Below are 16,846 nucleotides of genomic sequence, written 5' to 3'. Positions count from 1 at the left end.
ATCGAGAACTCCGGCGGCTACGGCGTCGAGTACCAGCTCTACGACGGCCTGCTGCGCCCCCGGCAGAAGCAGACCGAGGGCCCGGACGGCACCCGCATGGTCGCCGACTCCTTCTACGACGGCACCGGCAAGATCGCCCGGACCAACACCACCTACAACGCGGCCGGTCCGCCCTCGGACGAGCTGCTGCTCGTGAACAACGGCGAGGTCGACGCCCAGACCCTCTACGAGTACGACGGGCTCGGCCGGATGACGGACGAGATCTTCGCCGTCGCGGGCGTCGAGCAGTGGCGCACCACCACCGAGTACGACGGCGACCGCGTCCACGTCGACCCGCCCGAGGGCGGCACCCCGGTGACGACCATCAGCGACGCCGCCGGGCAGACCACCGAACTGCGCTACTACCACGGCGCCTCACCCGTCACCGGCGGCCAGAGCGGCCCCGGCACCGGCTACGACGCCACGACCTTCGCCTACACCCCCGGCGGTGAGCTGGCGAAGGTCACCGACGCCGAGAACAACGTCTGGACGTACACCTACGACCAGATGGGGCGCAAGGTGAAGGCCGTCGACCCCGACTCGGGGACGACCACCTACGCCTACGACGCGGCGGACCGCCCGGTGTCCACCACCGACGCCCGGGGCGAGACGGTCTCCACGGTCTACGACGACCTCGGCCGCCCCACGTTCACCTGGGAGGGCGAGCCCGGCACCGGAACCAAGCTGACCGAGACCCGCTACGACAAGGCGGGCTGGCTCGGCAAGGCGTACGCCTCACTGCGCTACGTGAACGGCGGCAGCGCGTACTACGCCACCGTCACCCAGTCCATGGACGCCTTCTACCAGCCGCTGAAGACGGCCTACTCCGTTCCCGCGTCCGAGGGCGCCCTCGCGGGCGTGTACCAGTTCACGACGACGTACAACCGCGACGGCACCGTCCAGGGCCAGACCATGCCCGCCGCCGGCGGACTGGGCGCCGAGAGCCTCGTCTACGGCTACGACGAACTGCAACGGCCCACGACGATGACCGGTGACGACAGCTACGTCACCGACACCGTCTACTCCGACACCAGCCTGCTGCGGCAGCTCGAACTCTCCACGGGCAGCGGCCCGCGGATGTGGCAGACCTTCCACTACGAGAAGGGCACCGACCGGCTCACCCGCTCCGAGGTGGACCTGTCCAGCGAGCCGAGCGCGCTCAAGGCCGCCGACTACGCCTACGACCAGATCGGCAACGTCCTGTCCATCTCGGACACCGCACGGGCGGCAGCGGGCTCGGGCGCGGACGTGCAGTGCTTCGCCTACGACACCCGGGCCCGCCTCGCCGAGGCGTGGACCCCGGCGGCGACGGGACCGGAGGCGTCCGGCTCCGGCACCGAGGGCGGCAGGCTCGGCGGCGCGCTGCCGCAGGCGTGCGACGCGGCCCCCGGGAGCGCGGCGCTCGGCGGCCCGGCCCCGTACTGGAAGTCCTACACCGTCGACGCGATCGGCAACCGCACCAAGGAGGTCGTCCACGACATCGGGGGCGACGCGTCGAAGGACGTCGCCCGCACCTACACCTACGGCGAGGGGACGGCCGGGCCGCACGCGGTGACCAAGGTCGTGGAGGAGACCCCCACCGGCGACCGCATGTCCACCTACGCCTACGACGCGTCCGGCAACACCACGCGGCGCGTCATCGGCGGCGACACCCAGACCCTGGAGTGGAACGCCGAGGGCAGCCTGTCGGAGACCACCGAGGCCGACGGCAGGAAGGCGACCTACCTCTACGACACCGCGGGCAACCGCGTGGTGCGCCGCGACGCCACCGCCACGACGGTCTACCTGCCCGGCATGGAACTGCGCCTGGCCGAGGGCTCGACCGAGGTGGAGGCCACCCGGTACTACGCGTTCGCCGAGCAGGCGGTCGCCGTCCGCACCGGCGACGGTGAGCTGGCGTTCCTCGCCTCCGACCACCACGACACCGGTGAGCTGGCCGTCAACGCCACCACCGGCGCCGTCTCCCAGCGCCGCTTCGACCCGTTCGGGCTCGACCGCGGGGAGGCCAGCGGCCAGTGGCCGGGCGAGAAGGGCTTCGTCGGCGGGACGATCGACGCCCAGACGGGCCTCACCCATCTCGGCGCCCGTGAGTACGATCCGGCGCTCGGCCGGTTCATCTCCGTCGACCCGGTGATCGACTTCACCCAGCCCCAGCAGGTCAACGGCTACGCCTACGCCAACAACAGCCCGGTCACCCTCTCCGACCCGTCGGGGCTGTTCGTCTGGGACTGGATCAAGTCCATCGTCAAGTTCGTCAAGAAGGTCTTCGAGAAGGCCCGGAACTGGATCAAGAACACCTCCCAGGAGGTGCGGGAGGCACAGCGCGAGAAGAACCGCGCCGAGCGCCAGTACAACGCGGCCAAGCAGCGCACGAAGCAGGCCGCGGCCGAACTGGTGGAGATCGCCAAGGACGTCCTCGGCATCAACGCGGCGATGGACTGCTTCTCCAGCGGCGACCTGGGCGCGTGCGGCGAGACCGCGCTGAACATCGCCGGCTCCTTCGTCGGTGGCCTGGCGGGCAAGATCCTCGCCAAGTACGGCGCCCCCTGGAACTGGGCCAAGGGCGCCAAGCTCGCCAAGCGCGTCTGGGGGCTCCTGGACGACCTCGTCGGCGGCGCGCGGGACATGTGGAAGCACGCCAAGACCCTCGACAAGGCGGAGAAGAAACTCGCCGCGGCGAAGGAGAAGGCGACGAAGAAGGACAAGGGCGGCGGCGACGGGGAAGCGGAGACGTGCCCCACCCCGCACAGCTTCCTGCCGGGCACAACCGTCCTCCTGGCGGACGGCGGGAGCAGACCGATCGAGGAGGTCGAACTCGGCGACGAGGTCACGGTCACCGATCCCGAGACCGGCGAGACCACGACCCGCGAGGTCGTCGGCACCATCGTCACCGAGGACGACAAGCACTTCGTCGACCTGACGATCACCACCGAGGACGGCGCCAAGGCCCTCGTCTCGACCACCACCCACCCGTTCTGGGCCGAGTCGGAACGCGCCTGGACGGACGCGGGCGACCTCAGGCCCGGCATGCGGCTGCGCACCCCGTCCGGCGAGAGCGCCGAGGTCAGCGGCGTCCGCTACTTCGAGAAGCGCCAGCGCACCCACGACCTGACCATCCGGGGCATCCACACGTACTACGTGCACGCCCAGGACACCCCGCTGCTGGTGCACAACTGCAACGGGAAGGTGAAGTCGGCGGACTGGCACCACATCTTCAACCGGCACTCCGCGAGCAGCCGTCACCCCGGTAAGAGCACGTTCAACACGGACAACACCGGCCAGATCCGGAACCGGGTGGAAACGGCCCTCCAGCGCGGCGGCCGCAGTTCCAACGGTGAGAAGGGAGGACACCTGCACGAGCACGACTTCGGCCGTACGGTCGGTTACGATCGGAACGGAAAGCCGTTGACCGGCGTGCGCGTCGTGGTGCGGAACAAGAAGGTCATCACCGCGTTCCCCATCAAGATGCCCTGACCGCTCAACCCACCGCCGTAGACGTGTGCGTGGCGCCCCGGGAAGGCCGGGGTGCCACGCACACGTCATAGGGGAGCACGTGATCGAGCTGAGTTACACCCTGTCGGACCGGACCGTCGTCCTGCGGGAACAGCGCAGGCTCGACCTGGCGCGGGCCGATTTCGGAGACCTCTGCTACAAGTGCTTCGGGGGCGACCTCGTGTTCCGCGCCGACGGCGCCGATTTCAGCATCGTCACCGGCGGCGGCGTGCAGATCCTCGATTTCGCCGTGGAGTTCTTCGCCGCCGCCCGGAAAGCCGCCAAGGGAAAGACCGCGCGCGTGCTGTTCGCCGGAATGGCCGACGAAATCCATCTGCGACCGGCCCCCGAAGCGGTGGAGATCGCGCCGAACTACACCGACGAGACGGTGTTCGTTCCGGCGCGCGAACTGGTGTCCGCCGCGCGCGGTTTCCTCACCGATGTCGTCACCGGTCTGACGGCCGCTCATCCGGAACTGCGGCGGAACGACGAACTCACCCGGTACCGGGCCCGCGTCGGGCTCTGACCGGCGCGGGCCCCGCCGCGGGGGTCAGGGGGTGGCGGTCGCGGCCGCGGCGGCCTGTTCCTCGGCGCGGGCGCGGAGGCGGTCGGCCGCGTGGGCGGCCACGTCGCGGCCCGCGGCCCGCGCCGTGGTCTCCTCGGGCGTCACGTCCGTGCCGTCCAGGTACCCGGAGACGGTGAAGTAGGCGTAGCGGCCGAGCGCGTTGGCCGAGGCGCGGCACGCTGAGTACGTGCAGAAGTCCGGGGTGCCGCCGCCGGTGAGCGGCGTGACGTGCGGCTCCGCGGCGTCCTTCGCCCCGGCCGCCGCCGTCGGGGAGCCGAGGACCGCGACGCCGACGGTGACGGCGATCCCGTCGCGGGTGAACGTCGCGCGGTGCAGTTCCGTGCAGCCGCCCGCCGTCAGCACGGCCCCGAGCGCCTCCGTCGCGGCCGAGGCGCAGTCCGTGGTGGAGGCCGTGGCCGTGCGGGTCAGCGTGCCGCCGTCCGTCGTGACGGAATCCAGCGGGAACAGCGTCCCCGCGCTGCGCGGCGCGGTGTCCTTCGCCGGGTCGGAGATGAACTCGTGCGGGTTCGGCGGCGGCGGCGCCTCGGTGAAGTCCGGCTCCGCCCGCGACGGCCCCGAGGGCAGCTCCTCGGGGCTGGGCAGGGACGTCGGGTCCGCGGACGGGCTGCCGCCCTGCGAGGCGACCAGCACCGCGACGACGGCGGCCACCCCGACCGCCGACAACGCGCCGCCGATGATCAGCAGCCAGCGCCGCCGCCGCGCCCGGGAGGCCGCCGCGGCGTCCGCGAGCGCGTTCCAGTCCGGCGACGGCGAACCGCCCGGGCCCCAGCCGGGCCCCCCTTGCCCAAAGCTCATGGCCCCGCATCCTAGTGCCGGGGCACCGGGCGGGGACCGGCGCGGATATCCGTTTGGCCCTGGGCGCGGGGCGGGCCACAATCCGGACCCATGGGTCACGTCGAAGCCGCGCATCTGGAGTACTACCTGCCCGACGGGCGGCTGCTGCTCGCCGACGCCTCGTTCCGGGTGGGCGAGGGCGAGTCGGCGGCCCTGGTCGGCGCCAACGGCGCGGGCAAGACGACGCTGCTGCGCATCCTGTCCGGCGAGCTGGCACCGCACGGCGGCACCGTGCAGATCAGCGGCGGCCTCGGGGTGATGCCGCAGTTCGTCGGCTCGGTGCGGGACGAGCGCACCGTGCGCGACCTGCTCGTCTCCGTCGCCACCCCCCGCATCCGCCAGGCCGCGCTGGCCGTGGACGCCGCCGAGGAGGCGCTCGTCGAGCGGGACGACGAGAAGAGCCAGCTCGACTACGCGCAGGCCCTCAGCGACTGGGCCGAGGCCCGCGGCTACGAGGCCGAGACGCAGTGGGACGTGTGCACCACCGCGGCCCTCGGCCTCCCCTTCGAGACGGCGCAGTGGCGCCAGGTGCGCACCCTCTCCGGCGGCGAGCAGAAGCGGCTCGTCCTGGAGGCGCTGCTGCGCGGCCCCGAGCAGGTCCTGCTGCTGGACGAGCCGGACAACTACCTCGACGTCCCCGGCAAGCGCTGGCTGGAGGAGCGGCTGCTGGAGACGGCCAAGACGGTGCTGTTCGTCTCCCACGACCGGGAACTCCTGGCCCGCTCCGCGCGCAGGATCATCAGTGTGGAGCCCGGCCCGGCCGGCTCCGACGTGTGGGTGCACGGCGGCGGGTTCGCCACCTACCACGAGGCGCGCCGCGAGCGGTTCGCCCGCTTCGAGGAGCTGCGGCGCCGCTGGGACGAGAAGCACGCCCAGCTCAAGCAGCTCGTGAACACGCTGAAGAACAAGGCCGCCTTCAACGACGGCCTGGCCTCCCGCTACCAGGCGGCCCGGACCCGGCTGCGCAAGTTCGAGGAGGCCGGTCCGCCGCAGGAGCCGCCGCGGGAGCAGCGCATCACCATGCGGCTGCGCGGCGGCCGCACCGGCGTGCGTGCGGTGACCTGCGAGAACCTGGAGCTGACCGGGCTCATGGAGCCGTTCTCGCTGGAGGTCTTCTACGGGGAGCGGGTGGCCGTGCTCGGTTCCAACGGCTCCGGCAAGTCGCACTTCCTGCGGCTCCTGGCGGGTGACACCGAGCAGCCCGTCGCGCACACCGGCACCTGGAAGCTGGGCGCCCGCGTGGTGCCGGGGCACTTCGCCCAGACGCACGCGCACCCGGAGCTGGCCGGGCGCCCGCTGCGGGAGATCCTGGGGCGCGAGCACGCGCTGGACCGGGGCGCGGCCATGGCGGCCCTGCGCCGCTACGAGCTGGACCGCGCCGCCGAGCAGCCCTTCGACCGGCTGTCGGGCGGGCAGCAGGCACGGTTGCAGATCCTGCTGCTGGAGCTGGCCGGGGCGACGGCCCTGCTGCTGGACGAGCCCACGGACAACCTGGACCTGGAGAGCGCCGAGGCGCTCCAGGCGGGCCTGGAGGCGTACGAGGGGACGGTCCTGGCCGTCACCCACGACCGCTGGTTCGCCCGCGTCTTCGACCGCTACCTGCTCTTCGGCGCCGACGGCCGGGTCCGCGAGACCCCGGAGCCGGTCTGGTCCGAGTCCCGCGCCGGGTCCGCCGCGCGGCGGTGACCCGCGCTTTTGACCCTTTCGGGGGGTGGCCGGTATTCTGCGAGATCGTTGTGTATCGGCTTGCCTCATTCTCACGTGAGGGGGGCCTTACACCGGCCCACCGGTCGATGACCAGCATCTGCACGCGGCCCGCGTCACCGTCGTGCGGTCCAAGGCTGTCGTGATCTGTCTGGTGGCCCTGTCAGGACTCACCCAGAAGAAGCGAAGGCATACGACCGTGCGTACGTACAGCCCCAAGCCCGGCGACATCAAGCGCCAGTGGCACGTCATCGACGCGCAGGACGTTGTCCTGGGCCGTCTGGCCTCCCAGGCCGCAACCCTTCTCAGGGGCAAGCACAAGCCGGTGTACGCGCCGCACGTTGACACCGGTGACTTCGTCATCATCGTCAACGCGGAGAAGGTGCACCTCTCCGGCAACAAGCGGACCCAGAAGCTGGCCTACCGCCACTCCGGCTACCCGGGCGGTCTGCGCTCGGTGCGCTACGAGGAGCTGCTGGAGAAGAACCCGGAGAAGGCCGTCGAGAAGGCCATCAAGGGCATGCTCCCCAAGAACACGCTGGGCCGGCAGATGCTGTCGAAGCTGAAGGTCTACGCGGGCGCCCAGCACCCGCACGGCGCCCAGCAGCCCGTGCCGTTCGAGATCACCCAGATCAGCCAGTAAGTCCGGCCACTACCGGAACGAAAGAGAACCGAGGAGCATCGTGGCCGAGACCACCGCTGAGTCCCCCGTCACCGACGCCAACGACGTCCCCGAGGACGTCGAGCAGTACAGCACCGAGACGCCCGAGGGCGTCGAGGAGTACAGCACCGAGTCGATGGCCTCCCGCTTCGGCGACCCGCAGCCGGGCGCCGGGACGGGCCGCCGCAAGAACGCCATCGCCCGCGTCCGCATCGTGCCGGGCAGCGGCAAGTGGAAGATCAACGGTCGCACCCTTGAGGGCTACTTCCCCAACAAGGTGCACCAGCAGGAAGTCAACGAGCCGTTCAAGGTCCTGGAGCTGGACGACCGGTACGACGTCGTCGCCCGCATCAGCGGCGGCGGCATCTCCGGCCAGGCCGGTGCCCTGCGCCTGGGCGTGGCCCGTGCGCTGAACGAGGCGGACGTGGACAACAACCGCGGCCCGCTCAAGAAGGCCGGCTTCCTGACCCGTGACGCTCGCGCCGTCGAGCGCAAGAAGGCCGGTCTGAAGAAGGCCCGCAAGGGTACGCAGTACAGCAAGCGCTGACGCTCGCTGCCTGCATCTGGACGCCCCGGCGGCACTCCGTGTGCCGCCGGGGCGTTCCCCTTTCGCACCCGGACGCGGCGGCGGCCGCTCTGCTCGCGCCGCGTCCGTCCGGTCCCTCACGCACGATCCTGCCGGTGCGGCGGCAGGCAGGCATTCTCGAAAGGAACCACCGTGGGACGACTCTTCGGAACGGACGGCGTGCGCGGCGTCGCCAACGCTGACCTGACGGCCGAGCTGGCGATGGGCCTGTCCGTCGCGGCGGCGCACGTGCTCGGCGAGGCCGGCACGTTCGAGGGCCACCGTCCGGTGGCGGTGGTCGGACGCGATCCCCGCGCGTCCGGGGAGTTCCTGGAGGCCGCGGTGGTGGCCGGACTGGCCAGCGCCGGAGTGGACGTGCTGCGGGTCGGCGTGCTGCCGACGCCTGCGGTGGCGTACCTGACCGGCTCGCTCGGCGCGGACCTGGGCGTCATGCTCTCGGCCAGCCACAACCCCATGCCCGACAACGGGATCAAGTTCTTCGCCCGCGGCGGCCACAAGCTCCCCGACGAGCAGGAGGACCGCATCGAGGCCCTCTACCGCGAGCACTCCTCGGGCGAGCCGTGGCAGCGGCCGACGGGCGCGGGCGTGGGCCGCGTCCGCAGCTACGACGAGGGGTTCGACGGCTACGTGGCCCACCTGATCGGGGTGCTGCCCAACCGGCTGGACGGGCTCCGGGTCGTGGTCGACGGGGCGCACGGCGCCGCCGCCCGCGTCTCGCCCGAGGCGTTCGCCCGCGCGGGTGCCGACGTCGTCACGATCGGCGCCGAACCGGACGGGCTCAACATCAACGACGCCTGCGGCTCGACGCACCTGGACGGGCTGCGCGCCGCCGTCGTGGAGCACGGCGCGGACCTGGGCGTGGCCCACGACGGGGACGCCGACCGCTGCCTGGCCGTGGACGCGTCCGGGCGCGAGGTCGACGGCGACCAGATCCTCGCCGTGCTGGCCATCGCCATGAAGGAGTCCGGCACGCTGCGCGGTGACACCGTCGTGGCGACCGTCATGTCGAACCTCGGCTTCAAGCTGGCCATGGAGCGGGAGGGCATCTCGCTGCTCCGGGCCGCCGTCGGTGACCGCTACGTGCTGGAGGAGCTCAAGCGCGGCGGGTTCTCGCTCGGCGGCGAGCAGTCGGGCCACGTCATCGCGCTGGACCACGCCACGACCGGTGACGGCACGCTGACCGGTCTGCTGCTGGCCGCCCGGCTCGCCGCCACGGGCAAGTCCCTGGCGGAGCTGGCCGCCGTGATGGAGCGGCTGCCGCAGGTGCTCATCAACGTTCCGGACGTGGACAAGTCCCGGGTGGCGACCTCGGCCGAGCTGCGCGGCGCGGTCGCGGACGCCGAACGGGAGCTGGGCGAGACGGGCCGGGTCCTGCTGCGCCCCTCCGGCACCGAGCCGCTGGTGCGGGTCATGGTGGAGGCCGCCGACATCGAGCAGGCCCGCGCCGTGGCCGGGCGGCTGGCCGACGCCGTCAAGAGCGCCCTCGGCTGACGCCGGACGGGGGCGGGCGGCCGGGCGGCGCGCGGGCGGGCGGGCGGGCGGGCGGGCGGTCAGAGCTTGCGCAGGGACAGCCGCCGCACCGTGTGGTCCGCCCCCTTGCGCAGCACCAGGCTCGCCCGTCCCCGCGTCGGCACGATGTTCTCCCGCAGGTTCGGGCAGTTGATCGTGCGCCAGGTGGTGCGCGCGTAGTCCAGCGCCTCGTCCTCCGAGACCTGCGTGTACCTGCGGAAGTAGGAGAACGGGTTCTGGAAGGCGGTCTGCCGCAGTTTGCGGAAGCGGTCCAGGTACCAGCGCTCGATGTCCTCGGTGCGGGCGTCGACGTAGACGGAGAAGTCGAAGTAGTCCGCGACGGCCACCCGGGTGCGGCCGTCCTTGCCGGGCAGCGCGGGCTGGAGCACGTTCAGGCCCTCGACGATCAGGATGTCGGGGCGCCGCACGGTGAGCCGTTCACCGGGCACGATGTCGTAGATCAGGTGCGAGTAGACGGGCGCGGTGACCTCCTCGCGGCCCGCCTTCACGTCCGCGACGAAACGGGTGAGCGCCCGCCGGTCGTAGGACTCGGGGAAGCCCTTGCGCGTCATCAGGCCGCGCCGCTCCAGTTCGGCGTTGGGCAGCAGGAACCCGTCCGTCGTCACCAGCTCGACGCGCGGGTGCTCGGGCCAGCGGGCCAGCAGGGCCTTGAGCAGCCGCGCGGTGGTGGACTTGCCCACCGCGACGCTGCCCGCCACCCCGATGACGAACGGCGTGCCCGGCTGGGCGCCCTCGCCGAGGAACGTGTTGAGCGCGCCGCGCAGCCCGTGCGTCGCGCCCACGTGCAGGTTGAGCAGCCGGGACAGCGGCAGGTAGATGTCGCGGACCTCGTCCAGGTCGACGACGTCGCCGAGGCCGCGCAGCTCCTCCACCTCCCCGGCGGTCAGCGGCAGCGGCGTCCGCTCGCGCAGCGCGCTCCACTCGGCGCGGCTGAGGTCCACGTACGGGGTGCCGTCATGGCGGCTCCGCCCCGGCGGCGCGGGGGGCGACGGTGCGGCCGGTGACGGTGCGGGCGGGCCGGGGGAGGCAGTCACGCGCCCATTGTGCGCCCCGGGCGTGCGCCAGCTCCTCCCCGGCCGCGTGGGAGGGGGGAGGTCTGCGTCACACGGGACGGGAGCCGGGTCCCCGTGCGGCGGCGGGGCAGCGCGTAGGCTGCCGCCCATGTGCGGCATCGTGGGATACGTGGGAGGGCAGTCGGCCCTCGAAGTGGTCATCGCCGGGCTGCGGCGCCTGGAGTACCGGGGATACGACTCCGCCGGGGTCGCCGTCCTGGCCGACGGCGGCCTGGCCTCCGCACGCAGGGCCGGGAAACTGGCCAACCTCGCCAAACTGCTGGAGGAGCGGCCGCTGCCCAGCGGCGCCACCGGCATCGGGCACACCCGGTGGGCCACCCACGGCGGCCCCACGGACGCCAACGCCCACCCGCACCTGGACAACGCGGGCCGCGTCGCCGTCGTGCACAACGGCATCATCGAGAACTTCGCCGCCCTGCGCGCCGAACTCGCCGAGCGCGGCCACGAGCTGACCTCCGAGACGGACACCGAGGTCGTCGCGCACCTGCTGGCCGAGTCCTTCTCCTCCTGCGGCGACCTGGCCGACGCCATGCGGCAGGTGTGCCGCCGTCTGGAGGGCGCCTTCACGCTCGTCGCCGTGCACGCGGACGAACCGGACACCGTCGTCGGCGCCCGCCGCAACTCGCCGCTGGTCGTCGGCGTCGGCGACGACGAGGCGTTCCTCGCCTCCGACGTCGCCGCGTTCATCGAGCACACCCGCGAGGCGATCGAGCTGGGCCAGGACCAGGTCGTCGCCCTCACCCGGGACGGCGTCACCGTCACCGACTTCGACGGCGCCCCCGCCGAGGTGCGCCCCTACCACGTGGACTGGGACGCCTCGGCCGCCGAGAAGGGCGGCTACGACTACTTCATGCTCAAGGAGATCGCCGAGCAGCCCAAGGCCGTCGCCGACACCCTCCTGGGCCGCATCGACGGCTCGGGCACCCTGCACCTGGACGAGGTGCGCATCCCGGCGCACGTCCTGCGGGAGGTCGACAAGGTCGTCATCGTCGCCTGCGGCACGGCCTACCACGCCGGGATGATCGCCAAGTACGCGATCGAGCACTGGACCCGGGTGCCCTGCGAGACGGAGCTGGCCAGCGAGTTCCGCTACCGCGACCCGATCCTGGACCAGCGCACGCTCGTCGTCGCCATCTCGCAGTCCGGCGAGACGATGGACACCCTGATGGCGGTGCGGCACGCCCGCGAGCAGGGCGCGAAGGTGCTGGCCATCTGCAACACCAACGGCTCCACGATCCCGCGCGAGTCGGACGCCGTCCTCTACACCCACGCGGGCCCCGAGGTCGCCGTCGCCTCGACGAAGGCGTTCCTCACCCAGCTCGTCGCCTGCTACCTCGTCGCCCTCTACCTCGCCCAGGTGCGCGGCACCAAGTGGGGCGACGAGATCGACTCCGTCGTCCGCCAGCTCTCCCGCATCGGCGCCGAGGTCGAGCAGGTGCTCGGCACGATGGAGCCGGTGCGCGAGCTGGCCCGCTCGCTGGCGGAGCAGGACACCGTCCTCTTCCTCGGCCGGCACGTCGGCTTCCCCGTCGCGCTGGAGGGCGCGCTCAAGCTCAAGGAACTGGCGTACATGCACGCCGAGGGGTTCGCGGCCGGGGAGCTGAAGCACGGCCCGATCGCGCTCATCGAGGACGGCGTGCCCGTGGTCGTCGTCGTGCCCTCGCCGCGCGGCCGGTCGGTGCTGCACGACAAGATCGTCTCCAACATCCAGGAGATCCGCGCCCGGGGCGCCCGCACGATCGTCATCGCCGAGGAGGGGGACGAGGCGGTGGCGCCCTACGCCGACCACCTCATCCGGGTGCCCGCCACGCCGACGCTGCTGCAACCGCTCGTCACCACCGTCCCGTTGCAGGTGTTCGCCTGCGAGCTGGCCACCGCGCGCGGCAACGAGGTCGACCAGCCGCGCAACCTGGCGAAGTCCGTGACGGTGGAGTGATCCGGGGGTGAGAGCGTGATCGTGGGGGTGGGCATCGACGTCGCCGGGATCGACCGCTTCGCGCGGTCCCTGGAGCGCACCCCGGCCCTGGCCGACCGGCTGTTCCTGCCCGTCGAGCGGTACCTGCCCAGCGGCGAACAGCGCGGGGCGGCCTCGCTGGCCGCCCGGTTCGCGGCGAAGGAGGCGCTGGCGAAGGCGCTGGGCGCGCCGGGCGGGCTGCTCTGGACGGACGCGGAGGTGCGCACCGCCGGGAGCGGCCGGCCGTCGCTGGTGGTGCGCGGGACGGTCGCCGCCCGCGCGGAGGAACTGGGCGTGCGGCACTGGCACGTCTCGCTCAGCCACGACGCGGGCGTCGCCTCGGCCGTCGTCATCGCCGAGGGCTGACGCCGCGCCGCGCGGACGGGCGCCGCGCGGGGCCGGGCCGGGCGCGGAGCTTCGCTGGGCCGGGGCCGGGTGCGGGCGGGGGCCTACGCTGGGTCGCATGCGCACCGCTCACCGTGTGGAAACCGTACGCGCCGCCGAACACGCCCTGATGGCCCGGCTGCCCGAGGGCACCCTGATGCGGCGGGCCTCCGCCGGGCTCGCCGCGTCCGCCGCCACGCTGCTGGGCCGGGTCTACGGCACCCGCGTCGCGCTGCTCGCGGGCAGCGGCGGCAACGGCGGCGACGCCCTGTTCGCGGGGGCCCGGCTGGCCCGGCGCGGCGCCAAGGTCACCGCCGTCCTGCTGGACCCGGACCGGGCGCACCCCGGCGGGCTCGCCGCCCTCCGCGCGGCGCGCGCCGACGTGGTGAGCGCCGCCCAGGGCCCGGCCCGCGCCGCCCTGGCCCGTGCCGACCTGGTGCTCGACGGCGTCACCGGCATCGGCGGCAGGGGCGGCCTGCGCGCCGACGCCGCCCGGCTCGTGGCGGAGCTGTCCGCGCCCGTGCTCGCGGTGGACCTGCCCAGCGGGGTGGACGCCGACACCGGCGAGGTGCGCGGCGACGCCGTGCGGGCGCTGGCCACCGTCACCTTCGGCGCGCTCAAGCCCGGCCTGCTCGTGGCGCCCGCCCAGGTGTACGCGGGCGCGGTGCGGCTCGTGGACATCGGGCTGGGCCCGTACCTGCCCGGGGAACCCGACCTGGAGGCGCTCCAGCACGCGGACGCCGCCGCCCTGCTGCCGCGCCCCGGGGCGAGCAGCGACAAGTACCGGCGCGGCGTGCTCGGCATCGCCGCCGGATCGGCCCGCTACCCCGGGGCGGCCGTGCTCGCCGTCTCCGGCGCGCTGCGCGGCGGCGCCGGAGCCGTGCGGTACGCCGGGACGGCCGCCTCCGAGGTGATCGCACGGCACCCGGAGACCCTGGTGACCAGTGGTTCCCCCGCCGAGGCGGGCCGGGTGCAGGCGTGGGCCGTCGGACCCGGGCTCGGCGACGGCGCCGACGCGCGGCGGGCGGTCGGCGAGGCGCTGGACGCCGACGTCCCGGTGCTGGTCGACGCGGACGGACTGCGGCACGCCGACCCGGCGCGGGTCCGGGCCCGCCGGGCCGCCACGGTGCTCACCCCGCACGCCGGTGAGGCCGCGGCGCTGCTGGACACCCCGCGGGAGGCCGTCGAGGCCGCGCGGCTGGACTCCGTCCGCGCGCTGGCCCGCCGGTACGGGGCGACCGTCCTGCTCAAGGGCTCGGCCACCCTCGTCGCCGACGCGGAGGGGCCGGTGCGGGTCAACCCGACCGGCACCGGGCGGCTGGCGACCGCCGGTTCCGGGGACGTGCTGTCCGGGCTGATCGGCTCGCTGCTGGCCGCCGGGCTGTCCGGACGCGACGCGGCCGCCGTCGGCGCCTACCTGCACGGCGTCGCGGGCCGCCTCGCCCCCACCCCGCCCGCCGCCTCCGACGTCGCGGCGGCCCTGCCCGCCGCCTGGCGCGAACTGGACGCCGCCCCGCACGGACCGGTGTGACGCCGCCCCCGCGCGGACCGGTGCGCCGGCGCGAGCGCCCCCGGCGCGGGCGGCCGGGGCCGCGGGGCGCCTGAGACACTGGTGCGGTGAACACCGCACCAGCCGCAGCCCGTCCGCCCCGCGCCCGCGCCGAGATCGACCTCGCCGCCGTGCGCGACAACGTGCGGGCGCTGCGCGCGCGGGCGGCGGGCGCGGAGCTGATGGCCGTGGTCAAGTCCGACGGCTACGGGCACGGCGCGCTGCCCTGCGCCCGCGCGGCCCGGCAGGCGGGCGCAGCCTGGCTGGGCACCGCCACCCCCGAGGAGGCGCTCGCGCTGCGCGCGGCGGGTGACACCGGGCCCGTCCTGGCCTGGCTGTGGACGCCCGGCGGCCCCTGGGAGCGGGCGATCGCGGCCAACATCGACGTCTCGGCGAGCGCGCGGTGGGCGCTCACGGAGATCACCGCCGCCGCCCGCGCCACCGGCCGCACCGCGCGGGTGCACCTGAAGGCCGACACCGGGCTCGGCCGCAACGGCTGCCAGCCCGCCGACTGGCCGGACCTGCTGGCCGCCGCCCGCGCCGCCGAGGCCGAGGGCACCGTCCGGGTGACCGGGATCTGGTCGCACTTCGCCTGCGCCGACGAGCCGGGCCACCCCTCGATCGCCGCGCAGCTCGCCGCCTACCGGGAGGCCCTGGACGCCGCCGAACGGGCCGGGCTGCGCCCGGAGGTGCGGCACCTGGCGAACTCCCCGGCCACCCTCACGCTGCCGGAGTCCCACTACGACCTGGTGCGCACCGGCGTCTCCGTCTACGGCCTCTCGCCCTCGCCGGAACTGGGCACCCCCCAGGACTTCGGGCTGCGCCCGGCGATGACGCTCAGCGCCGACCTGGCCTCCGTCAAGCGGGTGCCGGGCGGCCACGGCGTGTCCTACGGCCACGCCTACACCACGCCCGGGGACACGACGCTCGCCCTCGTCCCCGTCGGCTACGCGGACGGCGTGCCCCGGCACGCCTCCGGCAGCGGCCCCGTGCTGGTGGCGGGCAAGTGGCGGACGATCGCGGGACGGGTGGCGATGGACCAGTTCGTCGTGGACCTCGGCGGCGACGCGGCACGGGCGGGCGACGAGGCCGTCCTGTTCGGCCCCGGCGACCGGGGCGAGCCGACGGCCGAGGACTGGGCCCGCGCCGTGGGCACCATCGGCTACGAGATCGTCACCCGCGTCGGCGCCCGGGTGCCCCGGGTCCACGTCGGCGAGGTGACCGACGGCGGGGGCCAGGGCGGCGGCGAGGGCGTGGGCGAGGCGGGCGCCGGGCGCGGCGCGCGTCCGGCGCAGGGCGGGCGGACGTGAGCGACACCGGATGGGCCCGCCGGGCCGGGCTCGCGGGCGCGGCGCTGGGCGCGCTCGCCGCGGGCGTGGCCGTGGAGCGGCTGACGGTGCACCGGGCGGTGCGGCGCCGGGCCCGGCTCTCCCTGGACGCCGCCGGCCCCTACGGCACCCTGCGCGGCACGCCGGGCACCGCCACCGCCGACGACGGCACGCGGCTGCACTACGAGACCGACGAGCCCGTCCGGGAGCCGGGCCCGCGGACGCCGCCGACCGTGGTGTTCAGCCACGGCTACTGCCTGAACCAGGACGCCTGGCACTTCCAGCGGGCCGCCCTGCGCGAGCTGGGCACGGTGCGCGCCGTCTACTGGGACCAGCGCGGACACGGCCGCTCCGCCCGGGGCCCCGGCGCTCCGGGAGGGCCCGGCGCCCCGCCCGCGACGGTGCCCGAGCGCTCCCGGCTCACCGTCGAACAGCTCGGCCGCGACCTGCGGGCCGTCCTGGACGCCGCCGTCCCCGAGGGCCCGGTGATCCTCGTCGGTCACTCCATGGGCGGAATGACGATGATGGCGCTGGCCGCCCAGTACCCCGATTGGGTGGAGAAGCGGGTCACCGGCGCTGCCTTCGTCGCCACGTCGGCGGGCGCCCTGAGCGAGGTGACGTACGGGCTCCCGGCCGCCGGGGTGCGGGCGCTGCGCCGCGTCGTCCCCGGGGTGCTCGGGGTGCTCACCGCGCACAGCACCCTCGTGGAACGGGGCCGGGCCGCGGGCGCCGACCTGCTGGCCGGGCTGGTGCGCCACTACTCCTTCGGCGCGCCCCGGAGCGTGGACCCGGCCGTGGCGCGGTTCGCCGAACGGCTGCTGGAGGGCACCCCCATCGACGTCGTCGCCGAGTTCTACCCGGCCTTCCACGCCCACGAGCAGACGGCCGCCCTGGCCGCCTTCGGCGCCGCCGCCACCGTCGTGCTCGCCGGGGAGCGGGACCTGCTCACCCCGCGCCACCACAGCGAGGCCATCGCCGCCGAGCTGCCGGGCGCCCGGCTGGACGTCCTGCCCGAGACCGGGCACCTGCTCATGCTGGAGCGGCCCGAAGCGCTCGACGCCCGCCTGCGGGAGCTGCTGGAGCCCTGACGGGGCACCGCCCGGAGACGCGGGGCAGGCGCGGTTAG

13 protein-coding genes are annotated in these 16,846 nt (G+C 74.2%); 11 read left to right on the top strand and 2 right to left on the bottom strand.

Annotated elements, in window-relative coordinates; all coding sequences use genetic code 11:
- Nucleotides 1-3,513: RHS repeat-associated core domain-containing protein (locus V1J52_RS07560; protein WP_330138814.1), on the top strand; the 3,513-nt coding region annotated here is incomplete at its 5' end.
- Nucleotides 3,514-3,592: 79 nt separating this feature from the next.
- Nucleotides 3,593-4,057 carry a hypothetical protein gene (locus V1J52_RS07555; protein WP_330138813.1) on the top strand — a complete coding sequence of 155 codons (465 nt, stop codon included), beginning with the start codon at nt 3,593-3,595 and terminating at the stop codon, nt 4,055-4,057.
- A gap of 24 nt (nt 4,058-4,081) precedes the next feature.
- Here V1J52_RS07555 and V1J52_RS07550 read toward each other — a convergent pair whose 3' ends face one another.
- A complete protein-coding gene (locus tag V1J52_RS07550) occupies nt 4,082-4,912 on the bottom strand; it encodes a hypothetical protein (RefSeq protein WP_330138812.1) in 831 nt (276 codons plus the stop codon).
- 90 nt (nt 4,913-5,002) lie between these two features.
- Between V1J52_RS07550 and V1J52_RS07545 the strand changes: the two genes are divergently transcribed.
- From V1J52_RS07545 to glmM, 4 genes are all read left to right on the top strand, one after another.
- Complete coding sequence (locus V1J52_RS07545; RefSeq protein ID WP_330138811.1) at nt 5,003-6,637, top strand: ABC-F family ATP-binding cassette domain-containing protein; 1,635 nt, start codon at nt 5,003-5,005, stop codon at nt 6,635-6,637.
- Nucleotides 6,638-6,854: 217 nt separating this feature from the next.
- Nucleotides 6,855-7,298: a 50S ribosomal protein L13 gene (gene rplM, locus V1J52_RS07540; protein WP_330138810.1), complete on the top strand. Its 444-nt coding sequence runs from the start codon at nt 6,855-6,857 to the stop codon at nt 7,296-7,298.
- Between the two features lie 40 nt (nt 7,299-7,338).
- Nucleotides 7,339-7,863 (top strand): 30S ribosomal protein S9, encoded by a 525-nt coding sequence (rpsI, locus tag V1J52_RS07535; protein WP_330138809.1) that lies wholly within the window; start codon nt 7,339-7,341, stop codon nt 7,861-7,863.
- A 171-nt stretch (nt 7,864-8,034) separates the two neighbouring features.
- Entirely contained in the window at nt 8,035-9,393 is a 1,359-nt protein-coding gene (gene glmM / locus V1J52_RS07530; RefSeq protein ID WP_330138808.1) for a phosphoglucosamine mutase, read from the top strand.
- 59 nt (nt 9,394-9,452) lie between these two features.
- On the opposite strand, the gene coaA is transcribed toward glmM, so the two are convergent.
- Nucleotides 9,453-10,373, bottom strand: coding sequence for a type I pantothenate kinase (gene coaA / locus V1J52_RS07525; protein ID WP_330138870.1), 921 nt, complete (start codon nt 10,371-10,373; stop codon nt 9,453-9,455).
- 220 nt (nt 10,374-10,593) lie between these two features.
- Here coaA and glmS point away from each other — a divergent pair, with 220 nt between their 5' ends.
- From glmS to V1J52_RS07500, 5 genes are all read left to right on the top strand, one after another.
- On the top strand, nt 10,594-12,441 hold the full coding sequence (glmS, locus tag V1J52_RS07520) for a glutamine--fructose-6-phosphate transaminase (isomerizing) (protein WP_330138807.1): 1,848 nt from the start codon (nt 10,594-10,596) through the stop codon (nt 12,439-12,441).
- A 15-nt stretch (nt 12,442-12,456) separates the two neighbouring features.
- Nucleotides 12,457-12,825, top strand: a complete 369-nt coding sequence (locus V1J52_RS07515; protein WP_330138806.1) for a holo-ACP synthase — start codon at nt 12,457-12,459, stop codon at nt 12,823-12,825.
- Nucleotides 12,826-12,922: 97 nt separating this feature from the next.
- Complete coding sequence (locus tag V1J52_RS07510; RefSeq protein WP_330138805.1) at nt 12,923-14,374, top strand: NAD(P)H-hydrate dehydratase; 1,452 nt, start codon at nt 12,923-12,925, stop codon at nt 14,372-14,374.
- 86 nt (nt 14,375-14,460) lie between these two features.
- Nucleotides 14,461-15,702, top strand: a complete 1,242-nt coding sequence (gene alr, locus V1J52_RS07505; protein ID WP_330138804.1) for an alanine racemase — start codon at nt 14,461-14,463, stop codon at nt 15,700-15,702.
- Nucleotides 15,699-16,808, top strand: a complete 1,110-nt coding sequence (locus tag V1J52_RS07500) for an alpha/beta fold hydrolase (RefSeq protein WP_330138803.1) — start codon at nt 15,699-15,701, stop codon at nt 16,806-16,808. Before alr ends, V1J52_RS07500 begins: the two co-directional genes overlap by 4 nt.
- Nucleotides 16,809-16,846 lie beyond the last annotated feature (38 nt).

The organism is Streptomyces solitudinis (assembly GCF_036323765.1).
Taxonomy (GTDB): domain Bacteria; phylum Actinomycetota; class Actinomycetes; order Streptomycetales; family Streptomycetaceae; genus Streptomyces.
This window is presented reverse-complemented; position numbering and strand designations above follow the sequence as displayed.

Bases quoted from the DNA above. Each gene is read 5' to 3' on its own strand.
- V1J52_RS07550 (WP_330138812.1), bottom strand. From the start codon at position 4,912: ATGAGCTTTGGGCAAGGGGGGCCCGGCTGGGGCCCGGGCGGTTCGCCG.
- V1J52_RS07545 (WP_330138811.1), top strand. From the start codon at position 5,003: ATGGGTCACGTCGAAGCCGCGCATCTGGAGTACTACCTGCCCGACGGG.
- glmS (WP_330138807.1), top strand. From the start codon at position 10,594: ATGTGCGGCATCGTGGGATACGTGGGAGGGCAGTCGGCCCTCGAAGTG.
- V1J52_RS07510 (WP_330138805.1), top strand. From the start codon at position 12,923: ATGCGCACCGCTCACCGTGTGGAAACCGTACGCGCCGCCGAACACGCC.